Source organism: Paenibacillus sp. F024 (assembly GCF_057814255.1).
Genome location: NZ_JBVASZ010000001.1, coordinates 178,624 through 198,534, shown reverse-complemented (window position 1 = coordinate 198,534; position 19,911 = coordinate 178,624). Strand labels below are relative to the sequence as shown.

Genomic DNA, 19,911 nt, shown 5'->3' with positions numbered 1-19,911 from the left:
TCAAAACAGCCCCGCGAGAAGCCCCATTTCCCATTTAAACAACGCATATCCTGTTTCTCCCGTTGTTTTTGGCCGAATAAAGCGCTTTGTCGGTTTCTTCTATCATCTCTTGCATATCGAAGTCCGTTGACTTGGTCATGATCCCCATGGAGACAGTGACAGACAAAGTCAATTTTTCCATAGGAATCTGTAAATGTTGAATGGCGGAATGTATTTTTCTTGCGATGGAAAGGGCCTCCTTTTCATCGGTTTCCGGTAACAGGATAGCAAACTCCTCTCCGCCGATCCTCGCGCAAATATCGGTTTCTCTTGTGCTCTCAAGTACGGTGTCCGCAATCTTGACCAACACTTCATCTCCGGCGAGATGGCCATGGGTATCGTTGATCGTTTTGAAATGGTCAATATCCAAAATGATAAACGATAAAGGGTGATGATATCGAGCGGCTCTGGCCATTTCTTCTTTGAATTTCTTTTCCAAATATCTGCGGTTATGTAAAGATGTTAACGGATCCAATATGGCTAATTCCAGCAATTTTTCTTCCATGATTTTACGGTCTGTGATATTGATGTGAGCAATTGTTGCGCCTATCACTTCAAATTCAACGATTAAGGGAGTCACATGCATTAAAAACCATCTTTTCTCATCGGCGGAATCACAAGGGTACTCATAAGAGAAGGATGTCTTTTTCTCTGAGAGCACAGAGAGGATGCCTTCATACACCTCACTGTGCTGATCACAATAATCCAAATAATTCGCGCCGATCCCGTAGCGGGACAAATCACCGCCATTGTTTAGGGCAAACGTTTTCCAAGCGTTATTTACAAATTGAATTGTGCCTTTTGTATCAATCAAAGCAATTTGATTCATCAGTGAATTCAAGATAGCGAGACTCATTTGTTCAACATTAGACGGTAGCATCATCGATCGCCCCTAACTGGAAGAATCCCGGAAAAAACTCATGGAACATTTTTTGTAATCTTATTATAATTCTGTGTTACTCCATTGTCACTCAGAGAAATCGACATTTAATGATATGATCCCACAAGGGATCAGGATATGGATAATAAAGCTGGGTACCCGGGAAGGCAGAGGGTATCTTTTTGGTCTATTGAAATTGTCAGGACCTCCGCACTAACCGTTTCTTTTAGTCTTGCTGCTGCATAAAACTATCATAATCTAAGAAAAAGATGTCTTTTAAGGCATCCACACGCGCGATATTCCAATTAAGGAAGGATGACAAAGATGAAGAAACGCGTTCTCCTCATTGCGGCTCATCCTGACGATGAATTGCTGGGTTCAGGAGGGACGATCAAGAAATTGATTCAAAATGGATATGAGGTGATTACCGTCATCACGGCCAAAGGCCGAAAGGAAGAGGACCATCATATACGTCAATTAGCAATGAAGGCGAACCAGCATTTGGGCATCCATGAGACGATTTTTTTGAATTTTCCCAATCTGGAGCTTGAATGCTCTCCGCTTCATGTGGTTAACAAAAAAATCGAAGAATTAATTGCCACATACGATCCGGCTATGATTTTTACTCATCATTACGGTGATTTAAACCGCGATCATCAAGTGACGTTTCAAGCGGTGATGACGGCTGCGCGCCCTCTTCCTGGCAGTGCTCTATTGGAAATAGTATGCTTTGAAACCGTATCTTCCAGTGAATGGACAGGACATACAGACGATAGAACTTTTAAGCCCAATTATTATGTAGACATTAGCGACACCATCTATGACAAATTGGCGGCTCTGAAGCACTACGAGGTAGAAATGCGTCCGTTTCCGCATCCGCGTTCCTATGACGGCGTAGCCTATTTGGCCCGGGTCAGGGGAATGACGGTCGGGGTCCCCTATGCGGAAGCGTTCGAGATCGTAAGAAAGGTGTGGAAATGATAATACCCAAGAAAGCATCGTCGTTTAGCAAAGCATATGAATACGAGGAGGAATAAAGCATGACTCAACATGGTTCGGATTCTACATTACCGGAAAATAAAATGTTTATAGAAATGCTGGATCAAAATATTTTAATTGTGACCAAATCGGCTCAATTAAATCTATTGGGACAAACCTTCAGAGGCATATTTACCGGCAAGCTAACCCATGTCGCCAACGGCTACATTACACTCGACCCGGTCATTATCAAAATGTTTAATGCACCCTTTTATCGTTTTCCCACGCCGCTCCGCTTCCCGATTGAGCAAATTGCCATTTTCATGCCTTTTGATCCCGATACCCGGTTGCCGTTAACATAAATCAAATGAGGAGGTTATTTTTTATGCAGAGTAGGCAATCGCAGGATATTAATGCCATTAGACAAGTATCCTTAACTGAAGCGTTTAAGAAGGGTAAGAACGAGCGAGCGTTTATTTTGATTCCCCAATATCCCTTTATGATTATCGGTATCATAGAGACAGTGGTCAGCGATTATGTAATCATAGAAACGGAAACGACAAACATTAACGAGTTGGATGGGAGAAAGATGATAGTTCATATTGATCAGATTGAAGTGTTTTATATTGAAGGCGATCATGGGGCAAAAATCCCCCGTTTGGACTGCTGATCGAAGAAAGGAGTGAAAACCTTGTTTAGGTGTTATCACATTGTAGCGATTCCGGTTCATATCGTGATCAACAGCTTTGGCGATCACGACCCCAACGGCATGATGTACGTTCTTAAAGAAAATGAAGACTTGGTAAAGGAAGAGATTTCCTGCAATCCGTTTACTCCCGTCGATTTGGTCCAGCCGCTCGTTATTCGGGCCAACGTAGGGGACGATATTGAAATTTTGTTTGAAAATCAGCTTCCGTTTCCTACATCCATTCACATCCAACGGGCTGAATATCATGTACAGACGTCGGATGGCGCGTTTGTGGGCTGTAACGAAAACTCAACCGCGCCGCCTTGCACTCCAGGGGATGTTCAAATCTATCGTTGGTCAGTGAATCTTGAAGGCATTCATTTGTTTTCCGATCTTGGCAATGCGTTGTCGAGTGAACGGGGAAGCCATGTTCATGGACTGTTCGGAGCGCTCATTGTTCAACCTAAGGGCTCTTGGTGGACAGACCCGGTAACCGGTAAAGCCCTGAATAGCGGAGTATATGCCGATGTGCATCATCCGCTGCTGCCGTCATTTCGCGAATACGCCTGGTTTTTCCATGACGAGATGGAGGTTGATGATTTAACGGGGCAAAAGCCAATCGATCCGCATACGCTTCAGCCGGAAGCGACCCATAGCGTAAACTATCGTGCGGAGCCGATGCGAAACCGGCTGCGGCTGATGCAGGAAGGCGTCGTATGTCCCGACTGTGAGGGAGAAGAGGTTCACCACGATTCCTGGGTATTTGGAGATCCCGCTACACCGATTTTACGTGCATACGTGGGAGACCCTTTAAAAATCCGTCTTATCCATGGCGGTGTGAAAGAAACACATATATTTCATTATCACGTTCATCAGTGGCTGTTCGAATCGGAAGATCAGGATTCGGAGATCATCGATTCACAGGCCATCTCACCGCAAACCTCTTACACCGTATCTCATTTATATGGTGCAGGCAGTCTGCAGGGCGCATTCGGGGACGTCATTATCCACTGCCATTTGTACCCCCATTTTGGTGAGGGCATGTGGGGGATGCAGCGCATATTCAATACGCTGCAGGATGGAAGTCAATGTTACCCGAGCGGAATCCCGATCCAGGCGTTACAACCGCTGCCTGGTCGACCTCTTCCGCCAAGACCTACTCCGAAGAAGCCGGGCTTTCCCGGATTTATCCCCGGTGTGGTAGGATATAAGGCTCCACGGCCGCCTCTTGGGATTAAAGGAGGGCGTAAAGCAACGAAATTGGAAAAGAACCAGTTTGCTCCCAATGCACAACCGGGAGCCGTATTCGTTAACCCATGCGTGGAAGGAGTAACCCCGAAACGGGAATACCATATCGTAGCCATGCAGACTCCTATTATATATAACAGACAGGGATGGCACGATCCTGAGGGTCGTATCTATGTTTTGGCCGAGGATGAGGAGGATATTCGTACCGGTCGGAAGAAACCCGAGCCTTTAACTATATTCGCCAATGCAGGTGATTGTATCAAGATAAAATTCACTAACAAGCTCCCGGAAACATTAGGCGGTAATGCGTTTCAGCTCTTATACCGTACGTATGAAGCGGCTACGCATATTCACTTCGTGAAATTCGATCCGCTGTCGGCAGACGGGGCGAATGTGGGCTGGAACTATGATTCTAGTGTGATGCCGGGTGAAACGGGAAATTATCAATGGTTCGCGGATGTTGAACTCAGGGGAACATTCTTTCATGACCATCTGTTCGCGAATTCGCATCAGCAGCATGGGTTATTTGCTGGGATTAACATTCAGGCAAGAGGCTCCAAGTATCTTGATCCTCGAACCGGTGAGGAAATACGATCCGGTACGCAAGCCATGATCGTGAATCCTTTGATTCCCGATTTTCGTGAGTTTACCTTATTCGTGCACGATTTTGCGCTGTTGTTCGATGCCAAAGGGCGTCCATTGAACCAGCCGCCGTTTCCGAGCTCGCCCGACGATCCGGGTGTGATGGCAATCAATTACCGGAATGAGCCTCTGCAGTTTCGCCTTCCGCAAAACTGCGATCCGGCATACGTGTTTAGTTCTTATGTCCACGGAGATCCATGTACTCCGCTGCTCCAAACGTACAACGGCGATCCCGTACGTATCCGGTTGTTCCAGGGCTCACACGAAGACTCTCACAGCTTTAATCTGCACCGGCAGCGATGGCATCAGGAACGCCGTGATCTGGAATCCGAGCTTGTGCAGCAGCAGCATATCGGCTTATCGGAACATTTTACCGCGGAGTTTTATATTGACGGAGAAGGCGACTTCGATATGCTTTACCACTTTGGATCGATCGATGACTTGTGGCTTGGGAATTGGGGACTTATTCGCAGCTATCAAACCGAAGTGCCGCATGTATTGCCGCTGCCCGATAGGGATCCGCCACCCGCGAGGAAGAACCCGCTGCCCGTGCCAGCAGGGGAGTTGCCGCCTCCAGCTTCGGACCCTGGGCACCCGTATTCGCCGAATGCTGTCATTCGCCGTTATGAGGTCGTTGCTTTGCAAACATGTATCGTATATAACGAAGCGGGAGACCACGATCCTTTTGGCATCGTGTTCGCCCTTGCAGAAGATGTCCCGGACATCTTGAACAAAAAGAAGAATCCGGAACCGCTTATTCTTCGGGTTAATGTCGGAGATTGCGTAGAGGTTACGCTGCATAACCGTTTGTCAGGCGATGTTCACTATGAGACGATTCATGGGTACCCCGAAGTGCCGGTAGAAGGCTCGTTTCCTCCATCATTTAATTTCTCTTCATCCTCAGTTTCTTGTTTACCATGTACAGGGTTCCGATGGCGCCACTGTAGGCTTCAATCCGGATCAAACGGTAGGCCCGGGGGATAGTATCACCTATCGATGGTACGTTGACCTGGATGTAGGCTCGTGCAACTTGTGGGATATGGCGGATTTACGAAATCATCGCCATCATGGCGCGTTCGGCATTCTGATTACAGAGCCGAGAGGCTCCAAATACCTGGATCCCGTAACCCGCAAAGAAACACTCACAGGGAGCCAGGTGATTATTTCCAATCCACTGCTGGGCGAGTTCCGTGAGTTCGTCCTGCTCATGCACGACGGTGTAAGATTAGTCGATAAAGAAGGCCATCTTATCATTGACCCTGAAGCGCCGATATGGATGGATAATGAAGAAGCGGAAATTGAAGACTTTGAGGATCAAGGCTCGCGCGGTTTCAACTACAGGGCTGAACGCTTCAGGCATCGGCTCGAGCGAAATCCTGATATTTCAAAAGTATTCAGCTCTAAAGTTCATGGAGACCCGTCCACTCCTGTTTTTCTGGCTTATGCCGGAGACCGGGTAACGATTCGTTTCGTCTTCCCTTCCGATAGGGCGCGGGCCCATGCCTTTGTAGTCCATGGGCATAATTGGTATCGCAATCCTGACGATTTGAATTCTACGATCATTAGCGTACGCGGGCAAAATACTGTAGGCTCCTCAGACGATTTTTATCTTGGTTACGGAGCCGGAGGAATTTACAATATTCCGGGAGATTATATGTACCGGTCAGGTAATATTCGCTGGGACGTGGAGTTGGGGCTTTGGGGTTTCGTGCGCGTGCTGGGCGAGCTTCATCAAGATTTGGCGCCATTGAAGGATTACATGATATACGCGATAGCACCTGTTAAGATAGTTGAAAGAACTCCTTCTGATGAAACGAAGTAGAATGGTATGAACTCAGCCCGGGAGGCAATCGGCGATGGAGAAACAAGGGGACGCAAAGAAAAATATGATGAGCCCGCAGCCCTGCGGGCTTTTTTTATGGACCGCGTAACCTCTCAGCGTTTCAGGATTTGGTTGTATGTTCGGAGGAGAAGATTCAGAACATAAGGGACTGTTCTCGTTATTCTTTCAAGCTTAATATAGTCCACATCACGCAATTTTATGGCTGCTTCAGCATTAGCCTCTTGAAGAGTGATAGCGCCGGCGGTAGATTGAACAATCTTTCCGGAATACACGGCTGCATTTGTGAATATGGTGATGCGGGCTCCTTTCCAGCTATGAAGATTGGTTTGAAGTGAATCCTCATAAAACTGCTGCTTTAAGATATCATGTACTCCAACAGTCTTGCCAAATTGTGTAGCTTTTTTCTCAATGAATCATCGAACACCAGATGCTGATGTGTATCGGAAACATCAGGAAGACCAACGGGGACATTAGCTGATTGTATCCGTGTGTAGGGTATCCATAAACGGTTCAGCAGAGTGGTCAGAACAACAAAATCCCTCCCTATGATCGTCACCTTTCCTATGGTACGATGCTCCTGATTTCCAAGGGTCGATATCACCTCAACGCGTTGGTTTCGCTTATGTTTAAAAAATTTGATCAGCATCAGATTCTTTTTATGACGGGGTAAGGCCTCACTTAGCTTTTGAAGGTTTACATCATGAATATATTTTTGCAGCATTTTTAACTCATAATCGGGCAGCGGACTGGCCGGGGATGTGAATCTTTCTTCTTCCGGATTCGGACGGCCGTCGGATGAATTGTTCATGATGATAAAACCACCTTTCTTTCTAATTAGATTATTTGCCATGAATAGAAACTGTACCTGTCAAGCAACCTTTTTCGAGGAGATAAGCACATTCACCGCATCCGTTCATAAAGTGATAGGAGGGGGATTTCATATGGTTTCGTTGTATTGGGTTATTTTGCTCAGTTATATTATCGTTGCTGCAGGCTCATATACCTTTTTATTCAAATCCCGCTATCTCATAGGCTATCATCTGGGAATGAATATTGCGATGACGGCCAGCGGGGTGATCGGTTTATCTGTAGGTACTGTCATTGGCTCCCAATTTCCTTCCCATGAGGCTATGGTTACGGTTGTTACCACAACAATCGCCATCGTCACGGGGATCCTGTTTGGAGCGCTGGTCGATTACCAGACGATATTAACTGGCGTGTCAAGCGGGATGATGTCCGGCTTGATGGGACCGATGCTTGGAATGCATTCTACAGAGCCGTTTTTTTTAATCCTATTTTGTACGTTCCTCGTTTTTATTTCGTTCGGCTTATTGTGTTTTTCATTGAGGGCATGAAGCTTTACAGTAAGCATCAGACGATTATAGGGAGGGGATGGGAGTTCTGGCAGGCTATAAAATAATGAGTAAGCTGCGCTTGATGTATCGTATGCTTCTGTACGTAATCTTGTTTTGTTCAATCCTGCCGAAAGACACCTTCGCTCATGCATCCCTTGTTGGAGCAAATCCGGCTCCTGATAGCGAATGGATGTCTTCACCGACAGAAATTCGTCTGACATTCAACGAAAGCATCGACCAGCAGCTCTATGATGTGAAAGTATTTGACGGAAAGGGAAGGCAAGCAGCGGACAAGGAAGCGGTTCTAAGCGGTGATCAAAAAGTCTTGTCATTAGATTTGCCTCTTTTGGCAAATGGGGTGTATACCGTCTCGTATCGGGTCTTATCTGAAGATGGCCATCCTGTACGGGGAACATATATTTTCTATATCGGGACTTCCCGATCAGATCAAGATCATGAATTGAACCATACAGCTTTACATCGCGGTATTTCCGAATATATTTTATATGGAGCCAATACACTATATTTATTAAGCTTTCTTCTTTTGATAGGCTGGGTTTTTTGGGGAATTTGGTTTCGTCCTCTCACAGATGAATATGAATTAAGGAAACGTTATCAATTCGGCGCTCTTGTATTGCAGCAGTTTCATCTGCTGGCTTTACTGATCCTGATGTCATTATCAACAAAAGATATTGTCTCCAGCTTAAAAGGTACTGATGAGCTCGTGCTGCCGTTGGGATCGATTTATGGCCTGGCCTGGCTTGCTCTGCTTGCGCTGTCTATTACCGGGTTCTTACTCCTTCTGCGCTCCAGATTATGGGATGGAATTTGGATCGTGCTTACGATAAGCTTCAAGAGCTTAATCGGGCATGCCATCACCAAGGGCCCTCCGATGATTACCGTTCCGATGAATACTGTTCATCTGCTTTCAGCGGCGGTCTGGGCGGGAGGCCTTTTATTGATCCTCATGTTTTGGCGCAGATATCAATTGTACATGCGTGATTTTTTATCTTTATTCTCGCCGACTGCAATGGGGTGTATCGCTTTATTATCCGTTTCAGGCCTTGTTTCCGCTATATTGTTCTTACCGAAGCTTCGATATCTGTTTTACTCTTCTTGGGGGGTTCTGATTTGTATCAAAATCACGATGGTGTTGGTCGTCATCGTAGCAGGAGCTGTTTTGAATCGTTTCTTGAAACAGAAGTGCTTTACCAGCATAGGTAAACGGCTGAAATACGAGATGGGCTTGATGGTTGTCATCGTTATGATCGTTGGTGTATTGGTTCATCAGAATCCGATTCCTTCCAATAAGCCTCTATCATGGGAGGCGCAGGGGGACCAGATAAGAATATTAGCACAGATCACTCCCAATACGCCTGGCGGTATCAACCGATTTATTGTCGATATTACGGTTTCTGAACCTGCTGTAAACCCCAAGCGAGCGGAAATTCGTCTCTATCTTCAAAGCCAACCGGAGATCGCTCCGATTACGATTCCGCTAAAGAAAGATACGGTTGATGATAGCAGCCAAAGATATTCGGCTGAAGGAGAGTATGCACCTTTTCCCGGTACCTGGACCGTTGAAATCGGCATTATGGATCGGGACGATCATGAACATATTTTTCGTAAACAAGTAGAACTATTTGCTCCGCCGCCTTATAAATAGAAAACAACCCTTCAGCTCCTAATTTAAAAAGAGGTTAAGGATTAGCTGATCATAACATGACGATAGGATGGATTATGAAGCAAGGAGCAGAATGATAGTGTCTCGTAATTTTCTTTATAGTCTGTCATTCGTTTCACCTCCTCATCCTGATACACTATGTGATTTTACAGCTGATGTATGGGACGAGTACCTTGCTTAATCAATTTAATAGAAAGGCTGAGGCATGTGATGACGGAATCGAATAACAATAAGGATTATATCTTCCTCGGAGAGGGAGATCAGGGGAAAGTCTTTCAGATTTCTTTGAATTGCTGTATTAAAGTATATAAAAATAGCAAGTATGCGGAGAGGGAGCGAAAAGCGTATGAGGCGGCAAAAGGCTCGCCGATCATTCCCAAGCTGTATGAGTACGGGCCGAACTATATCATTATTGAATATGTTAAGGGTCCTACAATAAAGGAATATTTATCAGATAGAGGGTATATTTCCAAAAGTATGGTGAAACAAATCTTGTTTATGTTACACGAAATGAAGCGGTTAGGCTTCACGAGGATCGATGCCGCCGCACGCCACATCTTTGTGACCGAAAATTCGCAGCTTAAGATTATTGATTTAACAAACTGCTACAGGCATATCAGCTCTGCTCCGCGTATGCTGCTTACCAGCCTGAAAAATTTGGGATTACTGGACTCGTTTTTAGAACATGTCAAACCATTGGACCCGTCACTGTATGAAAAGTGGACAAAGTTTTGATGAAGTGAAGCTTATGTATTTTACGGTCCGGGTTATAGAGCCCTTATCATTAGTAAAGGCTCTATACCGTCGTTCGATTAGTTTTGATTTGATGACCAGATTGGAAAATGCTGCTTCAGCTTTTCTATGGCCTTGTATACACGTGACTTTCGATAAATCAAATAATCGGCTAATGCCCCGATCTCAACCGGTCTTAATCCCCAATCTTTAGGAATATCCTCAAGAGCTTCTTTGATTTCTGATTTGCTCAGCGAATCGATTGCTTTCAGGTCATTCTGAAAGGGATCGTTACCATCAATGTATTGGACAAACCTCTTATACATTTGGCCCCAATATACCGTAGCTTTGTTTTGATTGTGTCTCAGTGAATCAACGGACCATCTTGGACCGTCAAAGCAGTTGGCATGGTCAATCAAAACGATTTTTTCTTCCGCTATTAAGAGATTGGACGTCGATCGATTATGCCGGTCCCAATTATGAATCCAGTGGTCAAAAGCAATCATTCCGGACGCTTTATTCAGATTCTTACACTTGGAAATCAACTTTTTATCATTTGTTTCATATGCGTTATCATAATAACAAATTCCCAAGTGGGGCCCGCTTTCAATATTCAAATTCTTTAAAACAGGATACAAGTGAATGAGACCCTCGGAAAAATAAACCACCTGACACTCGGCCATAGGAAGATTTAACATCGACCCAAGCCTGTATGCTATGATTTCATTACTTAACGTTTTTCTGCCTAACGGATTGTTTTTGAATTTGATGATATATTTTTTTCCGTCGGTACATCGAAACAACTGGGGTTTTGTCCATCCTCTATCCATCGGCCCTAAATATTGGACCGCATCAAGCATGGCATATCACCTCTTTTCAACAGAATCAATAGTCATCGAAAACTTATGTCCAAGGTCCTTCCCAGGTCAGGGCTTTATCATCCTTTCTCCGGTAATATTTTATTTTTCCGTCAGACTCGGTTATCGCAATCAGCTTCCCTGAATTATTTTGAATGAGTGAAACCGAATGTACATGTCCCTTACCAAAAACTTTGGGACCGATCCAGGGATTACCGGGCGCGTCATTGTTTCTCCACCAATGACCTAATCCGCCTTTTTTCAGGGGAGCTACGACTTCGAAGTTACCTTCACTGCTTTCAATAAACCCGAATGCACCTTTCGTTCCTCTTGCAAAGACATCCTGGGCGAACCATTCCTCAGAACCAAATTGCTCATCCCGCCAGAAATGAATCAATTGATCTCCTTTACGCGCAACCATCTCAAGCACGTTGTATCTGCTGTGGATTATGGCCACCGCATCAAATTGTCCGGAACCGAACACCATGGGACCAAACCAATGTAATCCACGGTCGTCATTGTTCTGCCGCCAATGTCCCAGTCCTCCTCCTTTTAATGGAGCAACAAATTCAAACCATTCCTTATCGCCAAGCTTTCTGCGGTTAAACGCAGGCGGGCAGAGAATATTTTCCGTATCCAGCATGACGCCGTCAATATATTTCGCCCAATTTTTTTGATCCTTGGCCCGTCTCGAATTCATCAAATTTCTGATGATCCATCGGATCTCATCTTTTGTTCTGCGATGAATAGGATGAAAGAGAAAGGAGCTTGTATTTTCATTCATGCATTGAATAAATTCACCGTAGGAATAGTGGGGACGGTACCGAATGGAGCGCCCGACATGGCTGGGATATGATTTGGGTTCAAATCCAAGGAGTTTAGCCATATTGACAAAGACAATTTCTTCAATAGCAAAACAATGGGTTTTCTTCAAATTTTGTTTAAGTAAACTCAATTGATCGCATGAAAGTAAGGCCTTAACAAACAGCCGTCCAAACACTTGTCCTACGTTAAATGCTTTTAAGAAGGGATCTTCCTTGAATAAGGAACGCCACAGTTCTCTTTCTCTTCTGAACAATATCCCGGGATACCAGCTTTTTCTGGGAACCGTCATATCTACTCCCATATATTCCGTATTCTTCATGGCCTGAATAATAAATTCTTCAAACCCTTCTCTTGCGAACAAAACATCCGAGTCCAAGCTGATTAGATAGTCATAATCATAATGGATCCCTTCTAACCATTCCATGATGTCCAGCATGAATGAGGCGAGAAATCCGTATTTAAGCTTTTTACTTGCAGGACAAACAGGATATTCGATGCCATTGCATAAATCGGGATCGTCGCTGCCGTTATATAAGACAATACTGCTGTTCGGGCAAAAATAACGGATGTTATCTGTCAGGTCGCGTATAACTTCTCTTTTGTTATGGACCAGTATGGCGAAACATATTTTTTTACCGCGGCTATTTTGCTTTGAACTTCGCATGGTTCATTCAGCACCCCTTCTTTCGAATGTGACTGATGTACCTATATTGTATGGTTAATGCGGATATTGGATTGGACGAAAGCGGGTGTTCGGTAAATATGGTCGGTCGCCTGATTTTAAAGGACTCAGGTTACTGGTCCATGTCCATGCTTTGGATAAGAGCATACAATTTAGCAGGCAGTTTGAAATCAGTGCTCGATATTATAGAAAGGAGAACGGAGATGAACCAATTTCAGGTGAAGGGCGATAAGCGATTTTTGGTTATCGCCAGAGTAGGGGACTCTTCTCTCCACCCTGAGTGGCTGCAGCCGGCAAAGGACAAAAATTTCGATCTTTGCCTCAGTTATTACGACAGTCAGCCGGGGCGGTTCTCAGAGGATTGTGATTTTTATCATGAAACACCCGGGGTCAAGTGGCCCATATTGAAGGACATTATTGCCTTATTCGGAAAGCAGATTGAGCATTATGATGCGATTTGGCTGCCGGATGACGATATCAGCACGAATGCTTCCGATATCAATCGAATGTTTGAACTGTTCATGCAGTATGAACTGGAATTGGCACAGCCGGCTTTGACAAAAGATTCGTATTACTCCCATAAAATCACGTGTGTAAATCCGGAGTATTCGTTGAGATATTCCCAATTTGTTGAACCTATGGTGCCGATTTATTCAAGGCAGGCATTCCGTAAGCTCTGGCCTACGTTTGAAAAAAGCCAAGCCGCTTATGGACTGGATTTCGTATGGCCCAAAGTGCTCGGTTATCCGCATAAAAAAATAGGAATTATCGATGAAGTCCCCATGAAGCATACGCGGCCCGTCGGCGGAGGAACGTTATATCAGAACATCTCGACGAACCGATGGGATGATTTTCAGCGCGTTACCAAAGAATATGAAGTTGAAGTGAAATGGAATCCTACACATTATGACGGTGTGCTGAAAAAGAAAAAAGTCATGTTTGCGCTGTTGGCCGATCAGGAGGAGCATATGCTGGCCGCCCAGCTGAAGAACATCCGTCATTATAATCCGAATGCGGGCATCGTCGTTTACAATGGAGGGTCCAATCCGGATTTAACGGCTAACCTGAATGTGACTTTATGTCCGCATAGCCGTCCTGTTCGTTCGGAAAATGCGGCTCCATTCATGCTGGACGTCATGAAGTGGCTGAATGAAAATAAGGTGGAGTATGAATACTTAGTGAGCCTTGACAGCCAAATGCTGTTTGTTAAACATGGTTATGAAGATTTCCTTGAAAGGACCATGAAGTATTCAGATTGTATGGGATGGGAGCTGACGAAAATTTCGAGTCAGGAGGAGGCGGATAACGACTCCAAGCGTTCGATGTGGAAAGAACGGAAGAAGTGGAGCTCCCTGTTGGGAGAAAACGGATTTCTCCAGGCTTATTTTCCTGCTCAAGTCTATCGCTATGACATCGTGAAAAAAATGCTCTTGACCATTTCGGACGCTGATACGGACCGCAAAATCACAGAATCGGAGGTCCTGCGGTTTGAGGAGTTCTTTTTCGTCACACTTGCCGCTGCTTTAAAAGCACGCTGCCGTGAGTATCCCCGAGACCGGATTCTCAATGTGATGAATGATGACAAAGAGGTTGATCTGACAAAGGTACAAAAAGCGATATCTCATCCTTATTTTTATTTTGCTCATCCGGTTAGCGGACAACAGCTGATTGATTTGAATCGTTGGTTGACAGGTGATGATACGGGACAGGATGAGTCGGCGGCAAAAAGTACGAGGGGACGTCGTCAGAAGGCTCGGAGAAAAAAGTGGAGACGGAAAGTCGGTTCACGTCTCAAGAAAATCAGGGGAGCCCGAAGAAGATCAAGGCTAAAAAGAAAAGTCTCTGGAAGAAGAGCAATGAGAAGGACATTCAGAAAATCAAGTAAGAGCACACCCAGAAAACCGGTAAGAAGAACCGTGTCGATGCGAAGAAAGAAAATCATGAAAAGGCGTCTCATTGCGATTGAAGGCCGACGTAAGCGATTATTGGTTAGGAATTCAAAAAAACTTTTGCGATCGGTATGGAAAAACAGACAAGGAACCGTTCTGAAAAGAAAACAACATAGGGTGGCTTAGGCGTAAGCATACACCATCAAAGTTGTCCGGGTGGAAGATGCTTTTCCACCCTGATACGATCTAAATTTTAAAATACTTATATTGGGGCTGCAAAATTCAAGGTGTGATTCTGAAATGTATTTTGGTAAAATAGAATGTAGTATCAATGTCTCTACGGGAGGAGGGACACAGGGATACGGCAAGTCAGCTTGGAATGTAAGCGTTATCACAGGTTTTTGAACTTCTTCATCTTACTTTGACGAGGTGATTACCGTGGGAACTCGCTTATTATCGGAGCATATGATTAGAAAAAGTTATCCTCATCTTAGATATGTAAGAATCCATACGACCGGCAATAATAAAGTCACGATCTATGCGTGGGACGATGATTTGCAATTATCCGAGAAGGATATGACCAGCTTGAAGAAATATGCTTCCGGTCATTTACTTCAGCATGTTTGTTACAAAGTGAAATCTTATGACATGGTTCAAACCGATCAAGTACCGCAAGTTGATGGGCTTCCGGAGCCCATCGTTCAAGCGGCAATGAACAGGAGCCTGGATCTAAATTCAATTCTCGAAGTGATTAATGAAATGTTCTCCAATGGAAGGATAACCTTTAGCCATTACGATGTGATTACGGGAACGATTCATTTTGAGCTCTGCTCATCTACCTCTGTTACGGATATTGAAAAGGACCTGCTTCGCCGATATTTATACGAAATTACCCCATTGGGGGCTTTCAGTGAAGTGACTTATTTTTTAGGGCAAGACAGTCACGAGCAATCTGCAGATTTTTTTTGATAAGTTGTGAGCGGCTGAGGCAGTGAATATATCCTCTCATGAACAAAATCGGCTCATGAATATACGTATTATCGTTCCAAATAAGACTGACCACCACAAGTGGTCAGTCTTATTTGGGTTTAGAAAAAGGAAGCGGCTAAGATGAATCTTGGATAATCAGTTGAATAATGGAATGATCCTATGGTATTATGATGGTAACATTTTGTATATAAAACACGGTTTATTATAATAAACCATTTTTTCGTTGATTGTGTAGTCTGTGCTGCCAATGCCAACATGATTTGCAAGCGCTTTATAAAGCAGGGATTGTTTGCGTCGACGAGCCCATGAAGAAGGAAGTGGAAGATTACGAGGGAGATCACTCCTTGATTGAGCTGATCTGGTTTGAACAAGCAGCCTTTCAAGGTTCATATCTAAATTAAAGGAAAAGGGGTAATGAATCATGAAAAAATGGAACAAATGGAACAAATGGTATGCTTCCGCAGCACTGGCAGGCATGCTTGCCCTTTCGGCTTGCGGAGGAGGCGGAAGTGCGCCGGCAAGCAGTGGAAATGGTTCTGAAGCTAAACCCAACTTCCCTACGAAACCGGTTACATTGATTGTACCTTATGCAGCTGGAGGTGGAACGGATGCTACAGCACGGGCTTTGGCTAAAGCAACCGAAAAACATTTGGGGCAAACCATTACCATTGTCAATAAAACAGGCGGCGGCGGTGCGGTCGGATTTACCGAGGGGGCTACAGCCAAGCCGGACGGTTATACGGCAACGATGGTTACCGTTGAATTGACTACGCTTCCACATCTGAAATTAACTCAAATTACTCATGAGAATTTTAAACCGATTGCCCAGATCAATTTTGATCCATCCGCCATTACTGTCAAGGCGGATGCACCTTGGAACACGGTACAGGAATTTTTTGAACATGCAAAAGCGAATCCGGGGAAAGTTAAAGTCGGCAACTCCGGACCAGGATCCATCTGGCATTTGGCTGCGGCCGCCATGGGCAAGGATATGGGGGTAGAGTTTAACCATGTGCCTTATGATGGAGCGGCTCCGGCCGTTACAGCTTTGCTTGGCGGGCATATTGATATGGTTCCCGTCAGCCCTGCGGAGGTGAAGGCTCATTTTGATGCCGGTACGTTAAAAACGCTGGCCATTGTAGATGAGAAGCCGTCTGATGCTCTGAAAGGCGTCAAAACACTGGAAGAATTGACAGGTGTGAAGACTCTTTATCTAGGTCCGTGGCGCGGAGTCGTTGTTCCTAAAGATACGCCGGATGATGTGGTAAAAGTGTTGACAGACGCCTTTATGAAGGGTGCCGAGGAGGCTGAATTCAAGGATTATATGAATAAAAGCGGTTTGGGGATTGAAATCAAGGATTCCTCAGGCTTTGCACAATTAATGAAAGAGAGCCATGATGCTTTCGGACAGATCGTTCCTGACCTGGGTCTTGTGAAATAAGAAAGCTCTTACAAGGTGGACTGAGATGGTTCTCAGTCTCCTTTTTTAACGCTAATGAAAGTGAAATTTTCAGTGGAGCTGAACACTTTCTTACCAAAATCTATGATGGGGGTCATCTATGAGGACGGCTAATTTGATCAGTAGTATTTTGGTTATCGCTTTGGCTGGAACAGTGTATGCCATGACACAGTCTTTTCCAGACCTGCAGGGTGTGGAAACTGGACCGGCGTTTTTTCCAAGGCTGCTAAGCGGATTTTTGTGCATTCTGGGCATCATATTGTTGGTTCAATCGTTCAGCGACCGGTCCCCTAAACCTGATGATCCTCTGCTTGGAGTTATCACGGTCATGGCACTCCTATTTGCCTATTTAATGTTGTTTACCTGGTTTGGTTTTATGATCGCTACCCCGATTGTTGTGTTTGTGTTTCTTTTTTATGTCAGAGTTAGAAAGTGGATACCGCTAATCGCGCTGTCAGCAGGCGTAACGCTAATCATTTATTTTCTTTTTGTAAGGTTTCTGGGCGTTCCGCTGCCAAGCGGGGAATTATTCGGATAGAAAGGAGGAACATGCATGTTATTCAGTGCTTTCGTTCAAGTAATGGAGATCCAGGTATTATTCATGATGCTAGCGGGCGTCATCGCTGGCATTGCCATCGGATCTCTACCGGGCTTGACCGCCACCATGGGAGTGGCCCTGCTGTTGCCTTTAACGTTCGGCATGCAGCCGGTTGCGGGAGTTCTTCTTTTGATTTGTATTTACTTTGGAGCCATTTATGGCGGTTCCATCTCTGCGATTTTGCTGCGGACGCCCGGAACTCCGGCGGCAGCGGCGACTGCTCTCGACGGTTACGCTCTGGCGCAGCAAGGGCATGGGAAAAAGGCCTTGATGGTGTCTACGCTTTCTTCAGGCATCGGGGGCACGATCAGCGTGATCGTACTTATTTTGCTAGCGCCTAAACTTGCTAATTGGGCCTTGGAATTTAGTGCGCCAGAAATGTTCGGCCTTGCTGTGTTCGGTCTCTCCATCATTACAAGCATCGCTGGAGCATCCATGATCAAGGGTTTGATTACCGGGGTCATCGGGCTATTGATTGCTACCATTGGTGTCGATCCGGTCAGCGGTTTTTCCCGGTTTACGTTCGGTGAAGTGAATTTGATGAACGGATTGAATTTCATTCCCGTGATGATCGGTTTGTTTGCGGCTTCAGAAGCGTTTAAGTCCATGGAAACGATGAGGTTGAAGGAAAAAGTTACCGTTGTCATGAATAAGGCAGGACTAAAATGGGTGGAATTCAAAAGGCTTATTGTAACCATTCTTCGTTCGACGGGGATCGGAACGTTTATCGGGATGATCCCGGGAGCGGGGGGAGATGTAGCCTGCTTTGTCGCATATAATGAAGCAAAGAGATTTTCCAAAGAAAAGGAAAAGTTCGGAAAAGGCCATTTGGAAGGGGTTGCCGCCCCTGAGTCTGCCAACAACGCAACGACGGGAGGAGCCATGATTCCTCTGTTGACCTTGGGGATCCCGGGAGATGCGGTAACGGCGGTTTTACTGGGTGCTTTTATGGTGCAGGGCTTGCAGCCGGGTCCGATGCTGTTCCAAAATAACGTGGACGTCGTCTATGCCTTATTCATTGGAATGATTATCGCAAATCTATTGATCATTGTCTGCGGCTTGGCGGGAATCCGCTTCTTTGTGAAGGTGCTCGAAGTTCCAAAAGAATATTTGACGCCCATCATCCTAGTATTGTGTGTCATTGGTGCTTATGCATTAAACAACAGCTTCTTCGACGTATGGGTTATGCTGATTGCGGGAGTCATAGGTTATTTTATGCAGCGCTATGGGTTTCCAGCCGCCCCTGTCATTCTGGCCCTCATCCTGGGTCCGATGGCCGAAAGCAATCTGCGGAGATCCCTTGTCATCTCTGAAGGCAGCTATGATATCTTTTTTACCAGACCGATTACAGCCGGACTTTTAGCGTTAGCATTAATAACCCTTCTGACGCCCATTTTCCTAAAATGGCGAAAAAGATGAGCATTGAAAATATAATTACTGAGGAGTATGATGAGAGATGAAAGCTTTAGTTTGGACAGGGCCTAAAAAAATGGAAGTGCAGGAGGCGGCGGTTCCCGCATTTGCGGAAGATGAACTGCTGCTGAAGGTAGATGCCGTAGGAATTTGCGGATCAGAAATCGAAGGGTATTTGGGGCATAACAGCCTTCGTGTGCCTCCGCTGGTGATGGGGCATGAATTCAGTGCAACCGTGGAAGCCGCAGGATCAAAGACCAACGGGTTTTCCAAAGGAAACCGTGTAGTGGTGAATCCGCTGCTTTCCTGCGGCACGTGCAATTCCTGCCGGAAAGGTTTGGTGCAGCTTTGTGCGAAACGGGCCATCATCGGCATTCACCGTCCAGGAGCATTTGCGGAGTATGTTCATGTACCGGCTTCTGCCGCTTATGTCCTTCCAGAAGGAATAAGCCCATTTCGGTCGGCGCTGGCTGAGCCTTTGGCATGTTCGCTTCGGGCAGCCAGAAGAGCAATGGAGAGACATCCGTTTGCCAACGTCGTCGTTTTTGGAGCGGGTACGATCGGATTACTAAGCTTTCTGGTTGCACAAATTTTAGGAGCGGCCAAAGTCATCGTAGTCGATACGAATGAGGCCCGCTTGAGAACACCTGAAAAATTAGGGGCCTATGGCGTGTTTACTCCCCAGACGCCGGATTACATAAGTAAGATCAAAGAAGCTATGGGGCCTTCCGGAATTGATGTCATCATCGATGCTGCCGGCTTCCAGGCTACCCGTTCTGCAGCTGTGGAGCTGGTGAATCCGGGCGGCACCATCATGAACATAGGTCTTGGCATCGATCATACGCAAATACCGATCAATGTTTGTATTCGCAGTGAAATTGCTATTTTGGGCTCCTTCTCTTATGACAAACAGGATTTTTACGACTCGCTTGAACTCTTGAACAGCGGGAAAATACAGGAATCGGAATGGTCGGAGGTTCGATCCTTATGGGATGGTGATCAGGCGTTCCAGGAATTGATTCAGGGGAAGGTCCATCATGCAAAAATCTTTTTGACGCCTTAAAAGGGAGTATTTGCTCCCTATTTTTTTCTTTTTAGGGAGATGAGTA

The 19,911-nt window shown here is 45.4% G+C and carries 16 protein-coding genes and 1 pseudogene; 13 read left to right on the top strand and 4 right to left on the bottom strand.

Annotated elements, in window-relative coordinates; genetic code table 11:
- Positions 1-34: 34 nt before the first annotated feature.
- Positions 35-922: a sensor domain-containing diguanylate cyclase gene (locus tag ACZYR9_RS00945; RefSeq protein ID WP_488976575.1), complete on the bottom strand. Its 888-nt coding sequence runs from the start codon at positions 920-922 to the stop codon at positions 35-37.
- A gap of 321 nt (positions 923-1,243) precedes the next feature.
- Between ACZYR9_RS00945 and ACZYR9_RS00940 the strand changes: the two genes are divergently transcribed.
- The 4 genes and pseudogenes from ACZYR9_RS00940 (at position 1,244) to ACZYR9_RS00925 (ending at position 6,297) form a co-directional block, all read left to right on the top strand.
- Positions 1,244-1,900, top strand: coding sequence for a PIG-L deacetylase family protein (locus ACZYR9_RS00940; protein ID WP_488976574.1), 657 nt, complete (start codon positions 1,244-1,246; stop codon positions 1,898-1,900).
- Between the two features lie 59 nt (positions 1,901-1,959).
- Entirely contained in the window at positions 1,960-2,259 is a 300-nt protein-coding gene (locus tag ACZYR9_RS00935) for a hypothetical protein (RefSeq protein WP_488976573.1), read from the top strand.
- Between the two features lie 23 nt (positions 2,260-2,282).
- Positions 2,283-2,567 (top strand): hypothetical protein, encoded by a 285-nt coding sequence (locus ACZYR9_RS00930; RefSeq protein ID WP_488976572.1) that lies wholly within the window; start codon positions 2,283-2,285, stop codon positions 2,565-2,567.
- A gap of 21 nt (positions 2,568-2,588) precedes the next feature.
- A pseudogene (locus ACZYR9_RS00925) lies at positions 2,589-6,297 on the top strand (multicopper oxidase domain-containing protein).
- A gap of 376 nt (positions 6,298-6,673) precedes the next feature.
- On the opposite strand, the gene ACZYR9_RS00920 reads toward ACZYR9_RS00925, so the two are convergent.
- Complete coding sequence (locus ACZYR9_RS00920; protein WP_488976571.1) at positions 6,674-7,126, bottom strand: hypothetical protein; 453 nt, start codon at positions 7,124-7,126, stop codon at positions 6,674-6,676.
- Positions 7,127-7,259: 133 nt separating this feature from the next.
- Here ACZYR9_RS00920 and ACZYR9_RS00915 point away from each other — a divergent pair, with 133 nt between their 5' ends.
- The 3 genes from ACZYR9_RS00915 (at position 7,260) to ACZYR9_RS00905 (ending at position 10,092) form a co-directional block, all read left to right on the top strand.
- Positions 7,260-7,673, top strand: coding sequence for a hypothetical protein (locus ACZYR9_RS00915; RefSeq protein WP_488976570.1), 414 nt, complete (start codon positions 7,260-7,262; stop codon positions 7,671-7,673).
- 64 nt (positions 7,674-7,737) lie between these two features.
- Complete coding sequence (locus ACZYR9_RS00910; protein WP_488976569.1) at positions 7,738-9,339, top strand: copper resistance CopC/CopD family protein; 1,602 nt, start codon at positions 7,738-7,740, stop codon at positions 9,337-9,339.
- Between the two features lie 228 nt (positions 9,340-9,567).
- Positions 9,568-10,092 carry a kinase gene (locus tag ACZYR9_RS00905; protein WP_488976568.1) on the top strand — a complete coding sequence of 175 codons (525 nt, stop codon included), beginning with the start codon at positions 9,568-9,570 and terminating at the stop codon, positions 10,090-10,092.
- A gap of 77 nt (positions 10,093-10,169) precedes the next feature.
- Here ACZYR9_RS00905 and ACZYR9_RS00900 read toward each other — a convergent pair whose 3' ends face one another.
- On the bottom strand, positions 10,170-10,949 hold the full coding sequence (locus ACZYR9_RS00900) for a HipA family kinase (RefSeq protein ID WP_488976567.1): 780 nt from the start codon (positions 10,947-10,949) through the stop codon (positions 10,170-10,172).
- 43 nt (positions 10,950-10,992) lie between these two features.
- Positions 10,993-12,435: a hypothetical protein gene (locus ACZYR9_RS00895; protein WP_488976566.1), complete on the bottom strand. Its 1,443-nt coding sequence runs from the start codon at positions 12,433-12,435 to the stop codon at positions 10,993-10,995.
- Positions 12,436-12,656: 221 nt separating this feature from the next.
- Between ACZYR9_RS00895 and ACZYR9_RS00890 the strand changes: the two genes are divergently transcribed.
- The 6 genes from ACZYR9_RS00890 to ACZYR9_RS00865 all read left to right on the top strand — a co-directional run bounded on the left by ACZYR9_RS00890 (position 12,657) and on the right by ACZYR9_RS00865 (position 19,865).
- Positions 12,657-14,528 carry a DUF707 domain-containing protein gene (locus ACZYR9_RS00890; protein ID WP_488976565.1) on the top strand — a complete coding sequence of 624 codons (1,872 nt, stop codon included), beginning with the start codon at positions 12,657-12,659 and terminating at the stop codon, positions 14,526-14,528.
- 252 nt (positions 14,529-14,780) lie between these two features.
- Positions 14,781-15,311, top strand: a complete 531-nt coding sequence (locus ACZYR9_RS00885; protein WP_488976564.1) for a hypothetical protein — start codon at positions 14,781-14,783, stop codon at positions 15,309-15,311.
- Positions 15,312-15,753: 442 nt separating this feature from the next.
- Complete coding sequence (locus ACZYR9_RS00880; RefSeq protein WP_488976563.1) at positions 15,754-16,773, top strand: tripartite tricarboxylate transporter substrate binding protein; 1,020 nt, start codon at positions 15,754-15,756, stop codon at positions 16,771-16,773.
- 118 nt (positions 16,774-16,891) lie between these two features.
- Positions 16,892-17,329 (top strand): tripartite tricarboxylate transporter TctB family protein, encoded by a 438-nt coding sequence (locus ACZYR9_RS00875; RefSeq protein WP_488976562.1) that lies wholly within the window; start codon positions 16,892-16,894, stop codon positions 17,327-17,329.
- Positions 17,330-17,344: 15 nt separating this feature from the next.
- Positions 17,345-18,808 (top strand): tripartite tricarboxylate transporter permease, encoded by a 1,464-nt coding sequence (locus ACZYR9_RS00870; RefSeq protein ID WP_488976561.1) that lies wholly within the window; start codon positions 17,345-17,347, stop codon positions 18,806-18,808.
- Between the two features lie 37 nt (positions 18,809-18,845).
- Positions 18,846-19,865, top strand: a complete 1,020-nt coding sequence (locus tag ACZYR9_RS00865; protein WP_488976560.1) for an alcohol dehydrogenase catalytic domain-containing protein — start codon at positions 18,846-18,848, stop codon at positions 19,863-19,865.
- Positions 19,866-19,911 lie beyond the last annotated feature (46 nt).